Source organism: Kosakonia sp. (genome assembly GCF_032052965.1).
Taxonomy (GTDB): domain Bacteria; phylum Pseudomonadota; class Gammaproteobacteria; order Enterobacterales; family Enterobacteriaceae; genus Kosakonia.
This window is the reverse complement of record NZ_DAMBVN010000001.1, coordinates 259,863-276,794: the sequence shown is the minus strand read 5'-3', so window position 1 is coordinate 276,794 and position 16,932 is coordinate 259,863. Positions and strand designations below refer to the sequence as shown.

Here is a 16,932-nt window from a genome sequence, read left to right as displayed (position 1 = left end):
CGTGAGCGGTCTGTTTTCAGGTCAGATTCAGCGTAGCGCGGTGTTTAGCCGATTCAATACCCAGCTCGATCAATTCCATAATCTGAATAGCCTGACTGGCCGGAACCGGATTATCACCGACGCCGTTCAGCGCATCGCGGATGGCGGCATAATAAGCCGGATAATTGCCCGGCAGCGTCAGCCAGTTCTCTTCTTTACGTTCTTCGCCATCAACTCGGGTTAATACCCCGTCACGCATATCGTAGCCCCAGTCGGCCTGCGGCAGGCGCGCACCATTTTTCAGGCACTCCTCCTGTGGATCCAGACCATATTTCACATAGCTTCCACGCGTGCCATGCACGATATAGCGCGCAGATTCTGCCGCCGCCAGCATGGTACCGTGCAAGACCACGCGACGCTGTGGATAAGCCAGCACAGCATGGAAATAGTCCGTCGCCTGCGCACCCGGGCGCAACTGTGCCAGATCGACCGTCATTGAAACCGGTAAACCAAACAGATTTACTGCCTGATCGAGCAAATGCGGCGCCAAATCATACCAGATGCCGCTACCCGGCCCGCCCTGTTCGCGCCAGCGGTTACGCACCTGCGGGCGAAAACGGTCGAAATGCGATTCAAAGTAGGCCACTTCTCCTAACGCACCGTCGGCCAGTAAAGCTTTAACTGTCAAAAAGTCGCTGTCCCAGCGGCGATTGTGAAACACCGATAATACGCGGCCAAGGCTGCGCGCCAGCGCATCCAGTTCACGCGCCTGTGACAGTGTCACGGTAAAGGGTTTGTCTACCACCACGTGCTTTCCGGCTTCCAGCGCGGCTTTTGCCAGCGGGAAGTGAGTGTCGTTGGGGGTGGGAATGACAATTAAATCGATTTGCGGATCGTTGAACAGGTGTTTTGGTTCTGAAACGACCGGTACCGCCGGCCAGTCTGCTTTCACTTTGGCTTCATCACTGCTGGAAACCGCCGCCAGCTCCATTCCAGCGGTTCCGGCAATCAACGGCGCGTGAAATGTTTTACTGGCATACCCATAACCAATTAATCCGACACGGATATTATCACTCATAGTGCGCCTCTCCTCTTTTGTCAGGCTATTTCACACTATCTGACAGGCCAGGACAACCCGTTCGCACGTGGCCAGGTTAAGTGTATAAAGAGATGCCGTTTCGCCCTGGTTTGGCGCCTCGGAATCTGCTTAAATCCTCCATCAATGCCTTGCCGCGAGCGGGCGGCATCAGTAACATGCGTAGGCTAACATCAGGGAGTAGTAGAAGTATGGCCGCAATCGTCAATCGGATCATTGAATTAATGGGCTGGGTAGTGCTCGGGGTATCGACTATTCTGTTGGTTTTTGCCAGTCATATCGATAATTACCAGCCGCCAGAACAAACAGCCATTGCGCAGAAAAAATAATCGGCTTAATGTCGCCGCTGCGTAAAACGGGGCGTGCAGATGTTTATTGCCAGTCGTGGGGAAGATCGTTAATCTTTTACCGGGGCGCTGTTCTGGCGTCTGGTTTTATTCGCAAAGAAAACTCTTAATTTAATGGCAGGGCGTTAAGCAGCTATTTACGTGCTGTTAAGAATGTTTATTATTCGAACGAATTACACATGCGCATAATCCTGCCTCTTTCAATATATGGATAACCCTCAATATGACCGTCCAGGACTATTTATTAAAATTTCGCAAAATCAGTTCGCTTGAAAGTCTGGAAAAATTATTTGATCACCTCAACTACACGCTGAGCGATAACGACGAGATCATTAACATGTACCGCGCTGCAGATCATCGTCGTGCTGAGTTGGTCTCCGGCGGCCGCTTATTTGACATTGGGTGCGTTCCAAAGTCGGTATGGCATTACGTGCAGTAACGCTACTGGCAATCAGCGTGTAATGCTTTATACTCAGCGACCGGCAAAATGACCAGTAGCTGTAACGCCTTCAGTGAGGAAAAAGCATGACAACAACATCCGCAGAACGCATTGGAGGCTGGTTACTTGCGCCTCTGGCCTGGCTGTTGGTCGTGCTCTTCAGTTCCACACTGGCATTATTGATGTATGCCACGGCACTGCTCACGCCGCAAACTTTCACGCTACTCGGCGCACAGCCGCTAAGTACGCAACTGCTGTGGTTCGCCTCATTCGCGTTTGCTATCGCTATCTGGTTTTACACCCTTTGGCTGGCCATAGCCTTTTTTAAACGCCGTCGCAGCGTGCCAAAGCATTATATTATCTGGTTGTTGATCTCCGTTTTGCTTGCAGTCAAAGCGTTCGCTTTTTCACCGGTTTCCGATGAACTGGCCCTGCGCCAGTTGCTGTTTCCGCTGCTTGCCGCTGCCGTAATGGTGCCCTACTTCAAGCGCTCGACCCGCGTTCAGAAGACCTTTATTAACCCGTAATAACCTTACAGTTATCCTGTTGTCGCCCGGTGCTGTTTGGCCGATAATAGGCGGCTTTTTTTATTTCAGGCCACATAATGACAGACTATCTGCTGCTATTTATCGGAACGGTACTGGTCAATAACTTCGTCCTGGTGAAGTTTCTTGGCTTGTGTCCGTTTATGGGCGTTTCCAAAAAACTGGAAAGCGCAATGGGTATGGGACTGGCGACCACGTTTGTGATGACGCTGGCCTCCATCTGCGCCTGGCTCATCGATACCTGGGTACTGATCCCGCTGGATTTGGTCTACCTGCGCACGCTGGCATTTATTCTGATTATCGCGGTAGTGGTGCAGTTCACGGAAATGGTGGTGCGCAAGACCAGTCCAGCGTTGTATCGCCTGCTGGGCATCTTCCTGCCGCTGATCACCACTAACTGTGCGGTGCTGGGTGTGGCCCTGCTCAACATCAATCTTGGGCACAATTTCATGCAATCCGCATTGTATGGCTTTGCCGCCGCAGTTGGCTTCTCTTTGGTGATGGTGCTGTTCGCCGCAATCCGCGAACGTCTGGCTGTTGCCGATGTACCCGCGCCATTTCGCGGTAATGCGATTGCTTTAATTACTGCGGGTTTAATGTCTCTGGCCTTTATGGGCTTTAGTGGTCTGGTGAAACTGTAATGAGCGCAATTTCGATTGCCGTTGCCGCCCTGAGCGTGCTCGGGTTGCTGTTCGGCCTCATTCTCGGTTATGCCTCCCGCCGTTTTGCGGTGGAAGACGATCCGGTTGTTGAAAAAATTGATGAACTTTTACCGCAAAGCCAGTGTGGGCAGTGCGGCTACCCCGGCTGTCGGCCTTACGCTGAAGCGGTAGGCATTCAGGGTGAAAAAATTAACCGCTGCGCGCCGGGCGGAGAAGCCGTAATGCTGAAGATCGCCACCCTGCTCAATGTCGATCCCCAACCGATTGACGGCGATGCCGATGCGCAAGAGCCGGTACGCATGCTGGCGATTATTGATGAAGATAATTGCATCGGCTGCACCAAATGCATCCAGGCCTGCCCGGTCGACGCGATTGTTGGCGCGACGCGCGCCATGCATACCGTAATGAGCGATCTTTGCACCGGCTGTAATCTTTGCGTAGATCCATGCCCGACGCAGTGTATCGAATTGCGCCCGGTGGAAACGACCACCCAAAGCTGGAAATGGGATTTGCAGACCATTCCTGTGCGCATAATTCCTGTGGAACACCATGCTTAAGTTATTTTCCGCTTTCCGAAAAGAGAAACTGTGGGATTTTCACGGTGGCATTCACCCGCCGGAAATGAAGACGCAGTCCAACGGCACGCCGCTGCGGCAGATACCGCTGGCGCACCGCTTTGTTATTCCGCTGAAACAACATATCGGCGCTGAAGGGGAACTGTGCGTTAAAGTTGGCGACAACGTATTGCGCGGTCAGCCGCTGACGCGTGGTCGTGGGCGTATGCTGCCTGTCCATGCGCCGACCTCGGGCCGGGTTGTGGCCATTGCTCCGCACTCAACCGCCCATCCTTCGGCACTGCCGGAAATGAGCGTCATTCTTGAAGCAGACGGCGAAGATCGCTGGATCGACCGTGATGGCTGGCAGGATTACCGCTCGCACAGTCGTGAAGAGTTGATCACACGAATTCACCAGTTTGGCGTCGCCGGGCTGGGCGGCGCCGGTTTCCCTACCGGCAACAAGCTACAGGGCGGCGGTGACAAGATCACCACGCTTATCATCAACGCCGCGGAGTGCGAACCGTACATTACCGCCGACGATCGTTTAATGCAGGATTGCGCCGCACAGATTATGGAGGGGGTGCGGATTCTGGCGCACATTCTTCAGCCGCGTCAGGTCATGATCGGCATTGAGGATAATAAACCTCAAGCGATTTCGATGATGCGGGCGGTGCTGGCAGGCTCACATGATATTCAGCTGAAAGTGATCCCGACTAAATACCCTTCCGGCGGCGCGAAGCAGTTAACGCAGATCCTGACCGGTAAACAGGTGCCGCACGGCGGACGCTCTTCCGACATCGGTATTTTGATGCAAAACGTCGGTACCGCTTATGCCGTTAAGCGTGCCGTGATCGACGGCGAGCCGCTGACTGAACGTGTCGTCACCCTGACCGGCGAAGCCGTGACCCGGCCCGGTAACGTCTGGGCGCGCCTGGGCACACCGGTACGCCACCTGCTCGACAATGCCGGTTTCTCTCCTTCTGCTGAACAATTAGTCATTATGGGCGGCCCGCTGATGGGCTTTACCCTGCCGTGGCTGGATGTTCCTGTCATAAAGATCACCAACTGCCTGCTGGCACCCTCTGCCAGTGAAATGGGAGAGCCGCAGGAAGAGAAAGGCTGTATTCGCTGTAGCGCCTGTGCCGACGCCTGCCCGGCGGATTTGTTACCCCAGCAGTTGTACTGGTTCAGCAAAGGCCAGCAGCACGATAAAGCGACAGCGCATAATCTTTCCGACTGTATTGAGTGTGGTGCCTGCGCCTGGGTATGCCCGAGTAATATTCCCCTGGTGCAATATTTCCGCCAGGAAAAGGCGGAGATTTACGCCATCGCAGAGGAAGAAAAACGGACTGCCGAAGCTAAAGCACGCTTTGAAGCCCGCCAGGCGCGACTCGAGCGTGACAAGCTTGCCCGCCAGGAGCGTCATAAACAAGCGGCGGTGCAACCCGGCGCGAAAGACCAGCAGGCCATAGATGCCGCGCTTGCCCGTGTGAGGGAAAAACAGACCCGTGCCGCGCAGTCCGTCGTCATTCAGGCAGGCGCGCAGCCCGACAACAGCGAAGTGATTGCTGCCCGCGAAGCACGTAAAGCACAGGCACGCGCTCGTCAGGCGGAGAAAGCACAAAACGCAGCACAATCCGACGCAGCCACGACCAGCGACAGCAATGATCCACGCAAAGCCGCCGTTGAGGCTGCCATTGCCCGCGCCAAAGCGCGCAAACTGACACAGACAGATGCCGCCGCGCCGCAGCCGGACGCGGTTGAGCCGGACACCGTCGACGCGCCTGTCGACCCGCGCAAAGCCGCTGTCGAGGCTGCCATTGCCCGCGCCAAAGCGCGCAAACTGGCACAGGCAGATGCTGCCGCGCCGCAGCCGGACGCGGTTGAGCCGGACACCGTCGACACACCTGTCGACCCGCGCAAAGCCGCAGTCGAGGCTGCCATTGCCCGCGCCAAAGCGCGCAAATTAGCACAGGAGCAGGCGCGAGACACATCGCCTGCCCCGGAAGCCGCCAATGACGACCCGCGCAAAGCCGCCGTCGCCGCTGCCATCGCCAGGGTTCAGGCTAAAAAAGCCGCGCAGCAAGCCGTAAACGAGGATTAAATGGTTTTCAGAATCGCAAGCTCCCCTTATACCCATAACCAGCGCCAGACCTCGCGTATTATGTTGTTGGTCACGCTGGCTACATTGCCGGGTATTGCCGCACAGTGTTGGTTTTTTGGCTGGGGTACGCTGGTACAGATCGTCCTCGCCATTGCCAGCGCTCTGGTCGCCGAAGCGCTGGTGCTGAAATTACGTAAGCAACGTGTGCGGCCGATCCTCGCCGATAACGCTGCACTGCTCACCGGGTTGTTGCTGGCGATCAGCATTCCTTCTTTCGCTCCGTGGTGGATGATCATACTCGGGACGGTATTTGCGGTGATCATTGCCAAGCAACTGTATGGCGGTCTGGGCCATAACCCTTTCAACCCGGCAATGATTGGCTATGTGGTGCTGCTGATCTCATTCCCGGTACAGATGACGAGTTGGTTGCCGCCTTATGAGATTGCCCGTACGGTGCCAGGTTTTATTGATGCGTTACAGGTGATTTTCACCGGACATAGCGCAACAGGCGCGACCATGGACACCCTGCGTATGGGGATTGACGGTGTCAGCCAGGCAACGCCACTCGATACCTTTAAAACATCGCTGCATGCCGGTCATTCCGTTGAGCAAATTCTGCAGTCTGCTATTTATCATGGCGCGCTGGCCGGGGTGGGCTGGCAGTGGGTAAACCTGGGTTACCTGGCTGGCGGTCTGTTCCTGCTGTGGCAGAAAACGATCCGCTGGCATATTCCGGTCAGTTTCCTGCTGACGCTGGCGATTTGCGCGACCCTCGGCTGGATCTTTGCCCCGGAATCGCTGGCGGCCCCGCAGTTGCATCTGCTTTCTGGCGCCACCATGCTCGGTGCGTTCTTTATTTTGACCGATCCGGTCACCGCCTCGACCACCAATAAAGGTCGCCTGATTTTCGGCGCGCTGGCAGGCGTGTTGGTATGGCTGATCCGCAGTTTTGGCGGCTACCCGGACGGTGTTGCTTTTGCCGTCCTGCTGGCGAACATTACCGTGCCGCTGATTGATTACTACACACGTCCCCGCGTGTACGGGCATCGTTAAGGAGTGGCCATGTTAAAGACAATGCGTAAACATGGTGTGACGCTGGCCCTGTTCGCTGCGGGCTCCACCGGGCTGACGGCGGCTATCGATCAACTGACCAAAACCACTATTGCCGAACAGGCGGCAATCCAGCAGAAAGCCCTTTTCGACCAGGTTATCCCGGGTGATAGCTATAATAACGCGCTGCAGCGGAGTTGTTTCGTGGTCAGCGATCCGGCGCTGGGTAAAGGCCCGCACCGGGTGTGGATCGCGAAAAAAGATGACCAGCCCGTGGCGGCGATCGTTGAATCCACCGCACCAGACGGCTATTCCGGCGCCATTCAATTGCTGGTCGGTGTGGATTTTAGCGGTACCGTGCTCGGCGTACGCGTAACGGAACATCACGAAACTCCGGGCCTCGGCGATAAAATTGAACTGCGCGTGACTGACTGGATCACCCATTTCACGGGCAAAAAAATTGACGGTGCGAATGACAGTCATTTTGCCGTGAAAAAAGATGGGGGCGATTTTGACCAGTTTACCGGTGCGACTATCACCCCTCGTGCGGTGGTCAATGCAGTCAAACGTACCGGACTGTATGCCACGACGCTGCCCGAGCAGCTATCCCGTTTACCGGTTTGTGGAGAGTAGCCATGAGCGAAGTGAAAGAGGTTATCGTCCAGGGGTTGTGGAAAAATAACTCCGCGCTGGTTCAGCTTTTGGGAATGTGCCCACTGCTGGCGGTTACTTCCACGGCAACCAATGCCCTTGGTCTGGGGCTGGCGACCACGCTGGTATTAACCCTGACCAACCTGTTTATCTCTACATTGCGGCGCTGGACGCCGGATGAAATCCGTATTCCTGTCTACGTGATGATCATCGCCTCGGTGGTCAGCGCGGTCCAGATGCTGATTAACGCCTATGCATTTGGCCTTTATCAGTCGCTGGGGATCTTTATTCCGCTGATCGTAACCAACTGTATTGTTGTCGGGCGCGCAGAGGCGTTTGCCGCTAAAAAAGGTCCGGCGCTGTCGGCACTGGATGGTTTTTCTATTGGTATGGGAGCCACCAGCGCAATGTTTGTGCTGGGTTCGCTGCGTGAAATCCTCGGCAATGGCACGCTGTTTGACGGCGCAGACGGTCTGCTGGGCGGCTGGGCGAAAATCCTGCGTATTGAAGTATTTCATACGGATTCTCCTTTCCTGCTGGCAATGCTGCCTCCTGGTGCGTTTATCGGCCTCGGAATGATGCTGGCGGTTAAATATCTGATTGACCAGCGTATGAAAAAACGACGTGAAGCGGCAACCCTTGCCAGCGAAGGCCCGCAGGCATCCCCAGAGAAGGCATAATGAATAAAGAGAAACGGCTGGAAATTTTATCCCGTTTGCGGGACAACAATCCCCACCCGACCACCGAACTGAATTTTAGCTCGCCGTTTGAACTGCTGATTGCAGTTCTGCTTTCGGCTCAGGCGACTGATGTCAGTGTTAATAAAGCCACCGCATTGCTTTACCCGGTAGCCAATACGCCAAAAGCCATGCTCGAGTTGGGCGTCGAAGGTGTGAAGCAATACATCAAAACCATCGGCCTGTTTAATAGCAAAGCGGAAAATGTCATCAAGACCTGCCGTATTCTGCTGGAACAGCACGGCGGCGAGGTGCCGGAAGATCGGGCAGCGCTGGAAGCATTACCGGGCGTCGGGCGTAAAACGGCAAACGTGGTGCTGAATACCGCTTTTGGCTGGCCCACTATCGCGGTCGATACGCATATTTTTCGCGTCGCCAACCGCACCCGTTTCGCACCGGGGAAAAATGTAGAGCAGGTGGAAGAGAAGCTGCTGAAAGTCGTGCCGGCGGAGTTTAAAGTTGACTGTCACCACTGGCTGATCCTGCACGGGCGATACACCTGCATCGCCCGTAAACCGCGCTGCGGTTCCTGTATTATCGAAGATCTGTGCGAATACGATAGCAAAGTCGATATCTGACACGCTTCAGAAGGGGCGCAGGATCGCCAGTAGAATAATCACCCCCACCGCCACAATGATAAGCGTAGTCGCTTTGCCGACCATAGCGGTGCCTTTCGCCGCTTCACCTGCAACCCTTCGGCGCAGTGTGGCGGAGAGAAAACCATGCAGCCCAGACAACAACACCACCACCAACGCTTTTAACAGCAGCCAGCCATGCGGCCACTGGCCGTGCGCCAGTACCATGATGATGCCCGCCGCCCACAACAGTAACATTGCGGGCGTAGTGATTCTTCGGCTCCAGCGCCTCACCTCCACCAGTAACCCGTCGGTGAGCGAAGGATCTTTCTGCACCGCACTCCAGCCAGCGACCACTGCCATTACAAACATACCGCCAATCCAGATAATCGCCGCAATAATATGCAACGCGTTGAGCCAGGGGTGAAAATTCATCGGTTAACTCCGTAAAAAAGGATTCAGGAAAGTCTGACAGCCGGACCGCCTGATGTCATGAACAATGCGCGGCTTTTCCACAAAAATTATCTCCTTATTGATCTTTTAAAGCATTCCGTTGCGGCAATACCTGCTGAACGCACTGATTTTCTAGAATTTCAGCACGTGACGATTCTCACATCTTTGAAAGTTTCTTTCTGAGGACGATGATTCGGCTAAACACACCTCACCTGCAGATAATCTGCCGCTTATGCGTAATTAATAAGTTAAAACCTTTTTTTATACGAAAAAAATCCTACTAACCTGTGAGAATGATGACATTGCTAATGCATTGTTAAAAAAGTGTGTTTTATACAGCTCTCAACCTCGGCAGTACAAACTTTACCCACTCCTTGTCGAGACATATGACCAGATATCTTTCACAAACCAGCCCAATACACTACTTCATAGGCAAAACAGCAGAACATATACCTTAATAACCCTAACCACCGGGTTCGAGTAGTGAAAAAAACCATGATTATTGCAATGGTGAAATTTAACTCTGAATAACAATTGAATTCACCGAGGAATGTAACGACACGGATCTATGTAACAGAATATTTCAAAGGGCTTGCCTGAACGGCCAGGATAGTGAACATTACCCGCCGTTTCCCCTCCCAATATAACTATAAGCGTGATGAACTCTGGTCATTACGCGCCGAACACCCCCGTTAATATGGGATGTAAAAAAAGAGGTATATGTGTCGACTGCAAACAAACCAACCGAAAGCGTGAGTTTAAACGCTTTTAAACAACCGAAAGCGTTCTATCTCATTTTCTCCATTGAGCTCTGGGAGCGTTTCGGTTACTACGGCCTGCAAGGGATCATGGCCGTTTACCTGGTTAAACAACTGGGTATGTCAGAAGCGGACTCTATCACTCTGTTCTCCTCTTTCAGTGCGCTGGTGTACGGTCTCGTCGCCATCGGCGGCTGGCTGGGCGATAAAGTACTGGGTACCAAACGCGTGATTATGCTGGGCGCAATCGTACTGGCGGTGGGTTATGCGCTGGTTGCCTGGTCCGGTCATGATGCAGGTATCGTATACATGGGTATGGCGGCTATCGCCGTGGGTAATGGCCTGTTTAAAGCCAACCCGTCTTCCCTGCTCTCTACGTGTTACGAGAAAAATGACCCGCGTCTCGATGGCGCATTCACCATGTATTACATGGCTGTTAACGTTGGCTCCTTCTTCTCCATGCTGGCGACACCGTGGCTGGCTGCACGCTTTGGCTGGAGCACCGCTTTCGGTCTGAGCGTTGTTGGTTTGCTGATTACCATCGTTAACTTTGCATTCTGTAAACGTTGGGTTAAAAACTACGGTTCTAAACCGGACTTCGCACCGGTGCGTGTTGGCTACCTGCTGGCGACTATCGTCGGGATCGTTGTCCTGGTCGCGATTGCAACCTGGTTGCTGCATAACCAGGGCATCGCACGTATGGTTCTCGGCGTCGTAGCGTTGTGCATCATCTGCATTTTTGCAAAAGAGACGTTTGCACTTAAAGGCGCGGCACGTCGCAAAATGATTGTTGCCTTTATTCTGATGCTGCAGGCGATTGTCTTCTTCGTACTGTATAGCCAGATGCCGACCTCGCTGAACTTCTTCGCCATTCGCAACGTAGAGCACACGCTGTTCGGTATTGCGTTTGAACCTGAGCAGTATCAGGCGCTGAACCCGTTCTGGATCATTATTGGTAGCCCGATTCTCGCCGCTATCTATAACAAAATGGGCGATACGCTGCCAATGCCGCACAAATTCGCCATCGGTATGGTGCTGTGCTCCGGTGCGTTCCTGATCCTGCCGCTGGGCGCGAAGTTCGCCTCTGAGGCCGGTATTGTTTCCGTTAACTGGCTGATCGCAAGTTATGGTCTGCAGAGTATCGGTGAGCTGATGATTTCGGGGCTGGGACTGGCCATGGTGGCACAACTGGTGCCGCAGCGCCTGATGGGCTTTATTATGGGTAGCTGGTTCCTGACCACTGCAGGAGCGAACATCATCGCGGGTTATGTGGCAAACCAGATGGCAATCCCGGAAAACGTCACCGATCCGCTGATGTCGCTGAATATTTATGGCAGCGTCTTCCTCCAGATTGGTATCGTCACTGCCGTGATCGCAGTGCTGATGATTCTGGCGGCACCGAAACTTAACCGTATGACGCAGAGCGACGACAGCGCTGCGAAAGCAACGGAAACCGCCGCTGCTTAAGACCTGCGGGGAAGACGACAGAGAAAGCCGATAACGCACGTTATCGGCTTTTTTTTTATGCCTGGGCGTAATAACCTATGCCGGAATTCAGCCATAAGGAAAAAACAATGAAACTGTTTTACAAGCCCGGCGCCTGCTCTCTTGCTTCCCATATCACCCTGCGTGAAGCCGGAAACGAGATCTCCCTGACCAGCGTAGATTTAATGAAAAAACGCCTGGAAAATGGTGAAGACTTTTTTGCTATCAATCCCAAAGGCCAGGTTCCTGCACTGCAACTGGATGACAATACGCTGCTCACCGAGGGTGTGGCGATCATGCAATACGTTGCTGATAACGCACCACAAAGCCAGTTGCTGGCGCCGACAGGCACGCTGCCGCGTTACAAGACGCTGGAGTGGCTGAACTTCATCGCGACTGAACTGCATAAAGGTTTTACGCCGCTGTTCCGCCCGGATACACCGGAAGAGTACAAACCTACCGTACGTGCGCTGCTGGCGAAGAAACTGCAGTATGTCAACGAGGCGTTGGGCAATACAGCGTGGATAAGTGGTGAACATTTCACCATCGCGGATGCCTATCTGTTTACCGTCCTGCGTTGGGCGCGCGCGGTAAAACTGGATATGACCGGCCTTGCGAACATTGATGCGTTTATGGCGCGTGCTGCGGCTCGCCCTGCGGTGGCTGCAGCCATGGCAGCAGAAGGGATTGCCTGAGCAAGGCTCCCGGTTCCCGATATGCATGCCGGTGACACAACGTTACCCGGCATGCAATGCGGTTTTACGCTATGGCGGGGATCTCCCCGCCATTTTTATAACTGCGTGGCGCTAAACAGATGCTCCGGCTGCGCAATGCGGTCCTGCGCCGCCACCACCTGCAGTTCATATTCCTGCATCGCCTGGGTGGTTTTCATTATTTCGTACACCGCTGCAGTGACATGCTCCAGCGCCTCGCGCACGCTGGCTCCCTGCAACAATTTCACTAACAGTAGCCCGCTGGTCACATCGCCGACCCCAACAGGCTGACGCGCGCCAAAATCCACCAGCGGCCGGCTAATATGCCAGGCCTCGTGCGGCGTTACCAGCAACATTTCAAACCTATCCACGCTCAGCCCGGCACGGGCGAGATGCTTCACAAGCACAATTTGCGGCCCCTGCGCAATTAACTCGCGTGCCGCCTGCACAGCTTCTGCTACGGTATTCACCGCATGCTCGCAGAGGATCTCCAGTTCAATCAGATTTGGCGCGATAATATCGCTGGCGGGTAATGCGTGGCGCACATGAAATTCGGCGACGCCCGGCGCCACGATACAGCCCTTTTCAGGGTGGCCCATTACCGGATCGCAAAAGTATTTCGCCTGCGGATTCGCTGCTTTCACCTGTCGCACAATGCCAAGGATATGCTCGCCCTGCTCCGCCGATCCCAGATATCCGCTCAGCACGGCATCGCAATGCTGAAGCTGGTCGATGGCGGCGATACCCTGCACAATCTCCGTTAAATGGGCTGGCGGCATCACGCTGCCGGTCCACTTGCCATATTGCGTATGATTAGAAAACTGCACGGTATTCAATGGCCAGACATTGGCGCCCAGACGGCGCATCGGAAATTCGGCAGCACTGTTCCCCGCATGTCCGAAAACCACATGCGATTGAATGGCGAGGATATTCTTCATGTTGAGGGCCTTGCAAGATAGGGCAATAAAAGAAGGGAGTGATTTCTCACTCCCCTGGAAAGGCAACAGATTACTTCCAGCAAATCAGGCAGTAATTCTTTTTACCGCGACGCAACAGCGTGTAACGACCAAACAGGCGATCGCTGTCGGCAAAGAAATACTCCGGATCGGACTGTTTTTCACCGTTAATGGTCACCGCATTAGAGGCAATGGTTTTACGTGCCTGGCCACGCGACGGCTGCAGCTCAGAATCTACCAGCGCCTGCATCAGATCCGCGCCTTTTTCCATTTCTACCATCGGCACGCCATCCTGCGCCAGCTGTTCAAAGTCAGCCTCGCTCAGCGCGCTCAGCGTACCGTTAAACAGGCTTTCAGTAATGCGTTTCGCCGCAATCAGCCCCTCTTCGCCATGCACCAGACGAGTGACCTGCTCCGCCAGCACATACTGCGCGCGCGGCGCTTTACCGCTGTTCTTGTCCTCTTCTTCCAGCGCATTAATTTCTGCGATGTCCATAAAGGTAAAGAATTTCAGGAAACGGTAGACATCTGCATCTGCGGTGTTGATCCAGAACTGGTAAAACTTATACGGACTGGTTTTCTTCGGATCCAGCCAGACCGCGCCGCCTTCGGTTTTACCAAATTTAGTGCCATCGGCTTTGGTGATCAGCGGAACCGTCAGACCAAACACCTGATTCTGGTGCAGACGACGGGTCAAATCGATACCGGAGGTAATGTTGCCCCACTGATCAGAACCACCAATCTGCAACGCCACGCCGTGCAGTTCGTTCAGGCAGGCAAAGTCATAACCCTGCAGCAGATTGTAGGAAAACTCAGTGAACGAGATGCCGACATCATCGCGGTTCAGACGCTGTTTCACGGCTTCTTTGTTAATCATCTGGTTAACAGAGAAGTGCTTACCGATATCGCGCAGGAAGGTCAGCACATTCATGTTGCCGAACCAGTCATAGTTGTTTGCAGCAATCGCTGAATTATCGCCACAATCGAAATCAAGGAATGGCGCAACCTGCTTACGGATTTTATCCACCCACTCCTGCACGGTGTCTTCGGTATTCAGTTTACGCTCGGTGGCTTTAAAACTCGGGTCGCCGATCAACCCGGTTGCGCCACCCACCAGCGCGACCGGCTTATGGCCCGCCTGCTGAAAGCGTTTCAGGCATAACAATGGAACAAGATGCCCCAAATGCAAGCTGTCAGCGGTGGGATCGAAGCCGCAATAGAGCGCGATCGGGCCCTGCGCCAGTCGCTCTGCTAACGCTTCCTCATCCGTCACCTGGGCCACAAGGCCCCGCTCTTGCAATTGTTTAATCAAGTTACTGCTAGCCATCAAATTCTCCATGTATAAAACGGACTGCACCTATGCCGGTACACGACTTTTCGCCAGATGCGAAAGGATACTTCATGGGGGGCAGATAGAATAAAGCGCCGGCACACGGAGTGCCAGCGCTTAACGCAACATTTTTCAGTGATTACGGGGCAAGACGGTCAATTTTCCACGCGTCATTTTCGCGCTGGTATAAAAAACGATCATGCAGACGGTTTGCGCCCCCCTGCCAGAACTCCATCTGCTCAATACTGATACGGTAACCGCCCCAGAAACTTGGCAGGGGGATCTCGCCTTGCTGGAATTTTTGCTTCAGTTCGAGAAACTTACTTTCCAGAATGCCGCGCGCAGAAATGCGGCTGGACTGTTTTGACACCCAGGCACCAATCTGGCTGTCGCGCGGGCGGCTGTGGAAGTATTTCATTACCTCCAGCGTCGACAGACGCTCTGCCTTACCGGTGACCATCACCTGGCGCTCAAGAATATGCCACGGGAAGAGCAAACTGACGGACGGATTGTGTTCGATATGGTGCGCCTTACGGCTGCCAAGATTGGTGTAGAACACAAGGCCTTTTTCATCATAATGCTTGAGCAACACAATACGCTGGTAGGGCTGGCCGTGCTCATCCACCGTCGCGACCACCATGGCCGTTGGGTCAACCAGTTTTGCTTCGCAAGCCTGGCCCAGCCAGTGTTCAAAGAGTTTCAGCGGTTCAGCGGGGAGGTCGCCGCGGCGCAGGCCACCTTTGGTGTATTCACGGCGCAGATGCGCGATTTGCTGCAATTGATCGTTATCAGACATGGCGTTAGCGAGTGTAGTCATCAGGTAGGGCTATTATGCGCCCCCCTGTGAAAATCTCAACGCTGCGGATTTTGTAACTGGCAGTTATTCAGCACGATACGGTCACGTTTATAGACCGTCGCGGTATCCCCTTTCGACCAGAAGACATACACGCCGTCAGTGTAACGAGCGCCAGATGCGGATAAGCCTTGCTGGAGGTTGAGTAACTTGTCATCCCAGACAAAGCTGACTTGCTGGCGCGAATTATTGCGTTTCACGGTAAGCGGCTTTTCATCACACTGGTACGCAAGCGTATCGGTTTGCATCCGTTCAACAAACTGATGGTAATAACTGCATCCGGCAAGCAGCGCGGGCAGGCAGACGATCAACAATTTTTTCATGTGGTATTCCCGGGACTGTCCTGGTCATGGAGGGCAAACAGCCCTCCCTAAGCATGGTCAGTCTAACGGTGTGCCAGCAAGGTGAAATTAAGTTAACTCTGATTCTGGCGCGGGTTGGCGGGGAAAATCGCCCCCAGCACCGAGGGGGCAGACGCGCCGGTGACCGAAGGTAGATTTCCCGGTAGCCCTGCCAGCGTGCGCCATGCCAGCCAGGCAAAGGCCAGTGCTTCCATATCATCGCCGCTGATACCCGCATCGTCGGTCGTGCCGACCTCAATCCCCGGTAACAGCCCCGCCAGACGCGCCATTACCAGCGGGTTGCGACTACCGCCACCGCATACCAGTAACCGCTCACAGCCACCGCTCAGCAGTACCTGCTCCGAAATGGTGATGGCCGTCAGTTCGGCCAGCGTCGCCTGCACATCGCTTCCGTTCAGTGCCGGGAAGCTTGTCAAATGACGCTCCAGCCAGCCGTAATTAAAATATTCACGGCCTGTGCTCTTGGGCGCGGGGGTTGAAAAATAGGGATCGCTCAGCATATTTTGCAGCAATGGCAACACCACTTTGCCTTCGCTCGCCCACTGGGCATCTTTATCGTACGGCTTACCTTTTTGCCGCCAGATCCAGGCATCCATCAGCATATTACCTGGCCCGGTGTCATATCCGCGCACCGGCTGGCCTGGGATCAGCAATGAAAGATTCGCAATGCCGCCAATATTCAGCACCATGCGGCGTTCGACCGGATGCGCCAGTAGCGCATGATGAAACGCAGGTACTAACGGCGCGCCCTGACCACCAAGCGCCATATCGCGCCGACGAAAATCCCCCACCACGGTCACGCCAGTGCGGGCAGCGATCTGGTTGTTATCGCCAATTTGCAGGGTGTGAGGCGCAATGCCGACAGGTTCATGCCACACGGTCTGCCCGTGGCAGCCGATGGCGACAATGTCTTCCGGGCGCAGGTGTTCTTTGTCCATCAGAGCCAGCACCGCATCGGCAAATAATTTGCCCAGTTGGGTGTCCAGCCTCCCCAGTTGCGAAAGCGTGAGTTGCTGGCCCTGGCAGATGCTGAGGATCGCCTCTTTTAACGGCAGCGGAATAGGAAATGTCAGGCTGGCCTGCTGGGCGACCATCGTTTCGTCAATTGCCGCGAGTACGACATCAATACCGTCCAGACTGGTTCCCGACATCAATCCAATGTAGCGACCCGATTTCATACGCCTTCCTTTAATGCGTGGCAGAGGGTTAACACTCCACCACAAAGTGTAGGTTAACGCCATTACGTACAAACACTTTTTAACAATCCAGTCGCTTTTCGC

19 protein-coding genes are annotated in these 16,932 nt (G+C 54.3%); 12 read left to right on the top strand and 7 right to left on the bottom strand.

All coding sequences use genetic code 11. From position 1 onward, the window contains the following. Nucleotides 1-16 precede the first annotated feature (16 nt). Entirely contained in the window at nt 17-1,057 is a 1,041-nt protein-coding gene (locus tag RTX30_RS01375) for an oxidoreductase (RefSeq protein ID WP_312686069.1), read from the bottom strand. A 209-nt stretch (nt 1,058-1,266) separates the two neighbouring features. Between RTX30_RS01375 and blr the strand changes: the two genes are divergently transcribed. The 10 genes from blr (at nt 1,267) to nth (ending at nt 8,745) form a co-directional block, all read left to right on the top strand. Next, nucleotides 1,267-1,404: a division septum protein Blr gene (gene blr / locus RTX30_RS01370; RefSeq protein ID WP_312686067.1), complete on the top strand. Its 138-nt coding sequence runs from the start codon at nt 1,267-1,269 to the stop codon at nt 1,402-1,404. A gap of 241 nt (nt 1,405-1,645) precedes the next feature. Then, a complete protein-coding gene (ydgT, locus tag RTX30_RS01365) occupies nt 1,646-1,861 on the top strand; it encodes a transcription modulator YdgT (protein WP_312686065.1) in 216 nt (71 codons plus the stop codon). Between the two features lie 86 nt (nt 1,862-1,947). Continuing rightward, nucleotides 1,948-2,388, top strand: a complete 441-nt coding sequence (locus tag RTX30_RS01360) for a DUF2569 domain-containing protein (RefSeq protein WP_312686064.1) — start codon at nt 1,948-1,950, stop codon at nt 2,386-2,388. A gap of 77 nt (nt 2,389-2,465) precedes the next feature. After that, a complete protein-coding gene (gene rsxA / locus RTX30_RS01355) occupies nt 2,466-3,047 on the top strand; it encodes an electron transport complex subunit RsxA (protein ID WP_017456621.1) in 582 nt (193 codons plus the stop codon). Further along, a complete protein-coding gene (gene rsxB / locus RTX30_RS01350; RefSeq protein WP_312686058.1) occupies nt 3,047-3,625 on the top strand; it encodes an electron transport complex subunit RsxB in 579 nt (192 codons plus the stop codon). The genes rsxA and rsxB overlap by 1 nt, the downstream gene beginning before the upstream one ends. Continuing rightward, complete coding sequence (gene rsxC / locus RTX30_RS01345; protein ID WP_312686056.1) at nt 3,618-5,729, top strand: electron transport complex subunit RsxC; 2,112 nt, start codon at nt 3,618-3,620, stop codon at nt 5,727-5,729. The genes rsxB and rsxC overlap by 8 nt, the downstream gene beginning before the upstream one ends. Further along, on the top strand, nt 5,730-6,782 hold the full coding sequence (rsxD, locus tag RTX30_RS01340; protein ID WP_312686054.1) for an electron transport complex subunit RsxD: 1,053 nt from the start codon (nt 5,730-5,732) through the stop codon (nt 6,780-6,782). It abuts the gene before it with no gap. A 9-nt stretch (nt 6,783-6,791) separates the two neighbouring features. Beyond that, the gene (rsxG, locus tag RTX30_RS01335; RefSeq protein ID WP_312686053.1) at nt 6,792-7,412 is read left to right on the top strand and encodes an electron transport complex subunit RsxG; all 621 of its coding nucleotides are present in this window, start codon (nt 6,792-6,794) and stop codon (nt 7,410-7,412) included. Between the two features lie 2 nt (nt 7,413-7,414). Next, the gene (locus tag RTX30_RS01330; RefSeq protein WP_312686050.1) at nt 7,415-8,110 is read left to right on the top strand and encodes an electron transport complex subunit E; all 696 of its coding nucleotides are present in this window, start codon (nt 7,415-7,417) and stop codon (nt 8,108-8,110) included. Continuing rightward, complete coding sequence (gene nth, locus RTX30_RS01325; RefSeq protein ID WP_312686048.1) at nt 8,110-8,745, top strand: endonuclease III; 636 nt, start codon at nt 8,110-8,112, stop codon at nt 8,743-8,745. The genes RTX30_RS01330 and nth overlap by 1 nt, the downstream gene beginning before the upstream one ends. Nucleotides 8,746-8,751: 6 nt before the next feature. Here the strand turns inward: nth and RTX30_RS01320 are convergent, their stop codons facing one another. Beyond that, nucleotides 8,752-9,177, bottom strand: coding sequence for a CopD family protein (locus RTX30_RS01320; RefSeq protein WP_312686046.1), 426 nt, complete (start codon nt 9,175-9,177; stop codon nt 8,752-8,754). A gap of 740 nt (nt 9,178-9,917) precedes the next feature. On the opposite strand from RTX30_RS01320, the gene dtpA reads away from it, so the two are divergent. Further along, entirely contained in the window at nt 9,918-11,420 is a 1,503-nt protein-coding gene (dtpA, locus tag RTX30_RS01315; RefSeq protein WP_312686044.1) for a dipeptide/tripeptide permease DtpA, read from the top strand. 107 nt (nt 11,421-11,527) lie between these two features. Next, nucleotides 11,528-12,133, top strand: a complete 606-nt coding sequence (gstA, locus tag RTX30_RS01310; RefSeq protein WP_312686042.1) for a glutathione transferase GstA — start codon at nt 11,528-11,530, stop codon at nt 12,131-12,133. A gap of 95 nt (nt 12,134-12,228) precedes the next feature. On the opposite strand, the gene pdxY is transcribed toward gstA, so the two are convergent. The 5 genes from pdxY to anmK form a co-directional block, all read right to left on the bottom strand. Beyond that, entirely contained in the window at nt 12,229-13,089 is an 861-nt protein-coding gene (pdxY, locus tag RTX30_RS01305) for a pyridoxal kinase PdxY (RefSeq protein ID WP_312686040.1), read from the bottom strand. Nucleotides 13,090-13,159: 70 nt separating this feature from the next. After that, nucleotides 13,160-14,434 carry a tyrosine--tRNA ligase gene (tyrS, locus tag RTX30_RS01300; protein WP_312686037.1) on the bottom strand — a complete coding sequence of 425 codons (1,275 nt, stop codon included), beginning with the start codon at nt 14,432-14,434 and terminating at the stop codon, nt 13,160-13,162. Between the two features lie 142 nt (nt 14,435-14,576). Then, nucleotides 14,577-15,233, bottom strand: a complete 657-nt coding sequence (gene pdxH / locus RTX30_RS01295; RefSeq protein ID WP_312686800.1) for a pyridoxamine 5'-phosphate oxidase — start codon at nt 15,231-15,233, stop codon at nt 14,577-14,579. Nucleotides 15,234-15,289: 56 nt separating this feature from the next. Beyond that, nucleotides 15,290-15,613: a C-type lysozyme inhibitor gene (gene mliC / locus RTX30_RS01290; protein WP_312686035.1), complete on the bottom strand. Its 324-nt coding sequence runs from the start codon at nt 15,611-15,613 to the stop codon at nt 15,290-15,292. Nucleotides 15,614-15,705: 92 nt separating this feature from the next. Further along, nucleotides 15,706-16,830: an anhydro-N-acetylmuramic acid kinase gene (anmK, locus tag RTX30_RS01285; RefSeq protein WP_312686032.1), complete on the bottom strand. Its 1,125-nt coding sequence runs from the start codon at nt 16,828-16,830 to the stop codon at nt 15,706-15,708. Nucleotides 16,831-16,932 lie beyond the last annotated feature (102 nt).

Coding starts and splice junctions, on each gene's coding strand:
- RTX30_RS01375 (WP_312686069.1), bottom strand. CDS start 1,057: ATGAGTGATAATATCCGTGTCGGATTAATTGGTTATGGGTATGCCAGT.
- blr (WP_312686067.1), top strand. CDS start 1,267: ATGGCCGCAATCGTCAATCGGATCATTGAATTAATGGGCTGGGTAGTG.
- ydgT (WP_312686065.1), top strand. CDS start 1,646: ATGACCGTCCAGGACTATTTATTAAAATTTCGCAAAATCAGTTCGCTT.
- RTX30_RS01360 (WP_312686064.1), top strand. CDS start 1,948: ATGACAACAACATCCGCAGAACGCATTGGAGGCTGGTTACTTGCGCCT.
- rsxA (WP_017456621.1), top strand. CDS start 2,466: ATGACAGACTATCTGCTGCTATTTATCGGAACGGTACTGGTCAATAAC.
- rsxB (WP_312686058.1), top strand. CDS start 3,047: ATGAGCGCAATTTCGATTGCCGTTGCCGCCCTGAGCGTGCTCGGGTTG.
- rsxC (WP_312686056.1), top strand. CDS start 3,618: ATGCTTAAGTTATTTTCCGCTTTCCGAAAAGAGAAACTGTGGGATTTT.
- rsxD (WP_312686054.1), top strand. CDS start 5,730: ATGGTTTTCAGAATCGCAAGCTCCCCTTATACCCATAACCAGCGCCAG.
- rsxG (WP_312686053.1), top strand. CDS start 6,792: ATGTTAAAGACAATGCGTAAACATGGTGTGACGCTGGCCCTGTTCGCT.
- RTX30_RS01330 (WP_312686050.1), top strand. CDS start 7,415: ATGAGCGAAGTGAAAGAGGTTATCGTCCAGGGGTTGTGGAAAAATAAC.
- nth (WP_312686048.1), top strand. CDS start 8,110: ATGAATAAAGAGAAACGGCTGGAAATTTTATCCCGTTTGCGGGACAAC.
- RTX30_RS01320 (WP_312686046.1), bottom strand. CDS start 9,177: ATGAATTTTCACCCCTGGCTCAACGCGTTGCATATTATTGCGGCGATT.
- gstA (WP_312686042.1), top strand. CDS start 11,528: ATGAAACTGTTTTACAAGCCCGGCGCCTGCTCTCTTGCTTCCCATATC.
- pdxY (WP_312686040.1), bottom strand. CDS start 13,089: ATGAAGAATATCCTCGCCATTCAATCGCATGTGGTTTTCGGACATGCG.
- tyrS (WP_312686037.1), bottom strand. CDS start 14,434: ATGGCTAGCAGTAACTTGATTAAACAATTGCAAGAGCGGGGCCTTGTG.
- pdxH (WP_312686800.1), bottom strand. CDS start 15,233: ATGTCTGATAACGATCAATTGCAGCAAATCGCGCATCTGCGCCGTGAA.
- mliC (WP_312686035.1), bottom strand. CDS start 15,613: ATGAAAAAATTGTTGATCGTCTGCCTGCCCGCGCTGCTTGCCGGATGC.
- anmK (WP_312686032.1), bottom strand. CDS start 16,830: ATGAAATCGGGTCGCTACATTGGATTGATGTCGGGAACCAGTCTGGAC.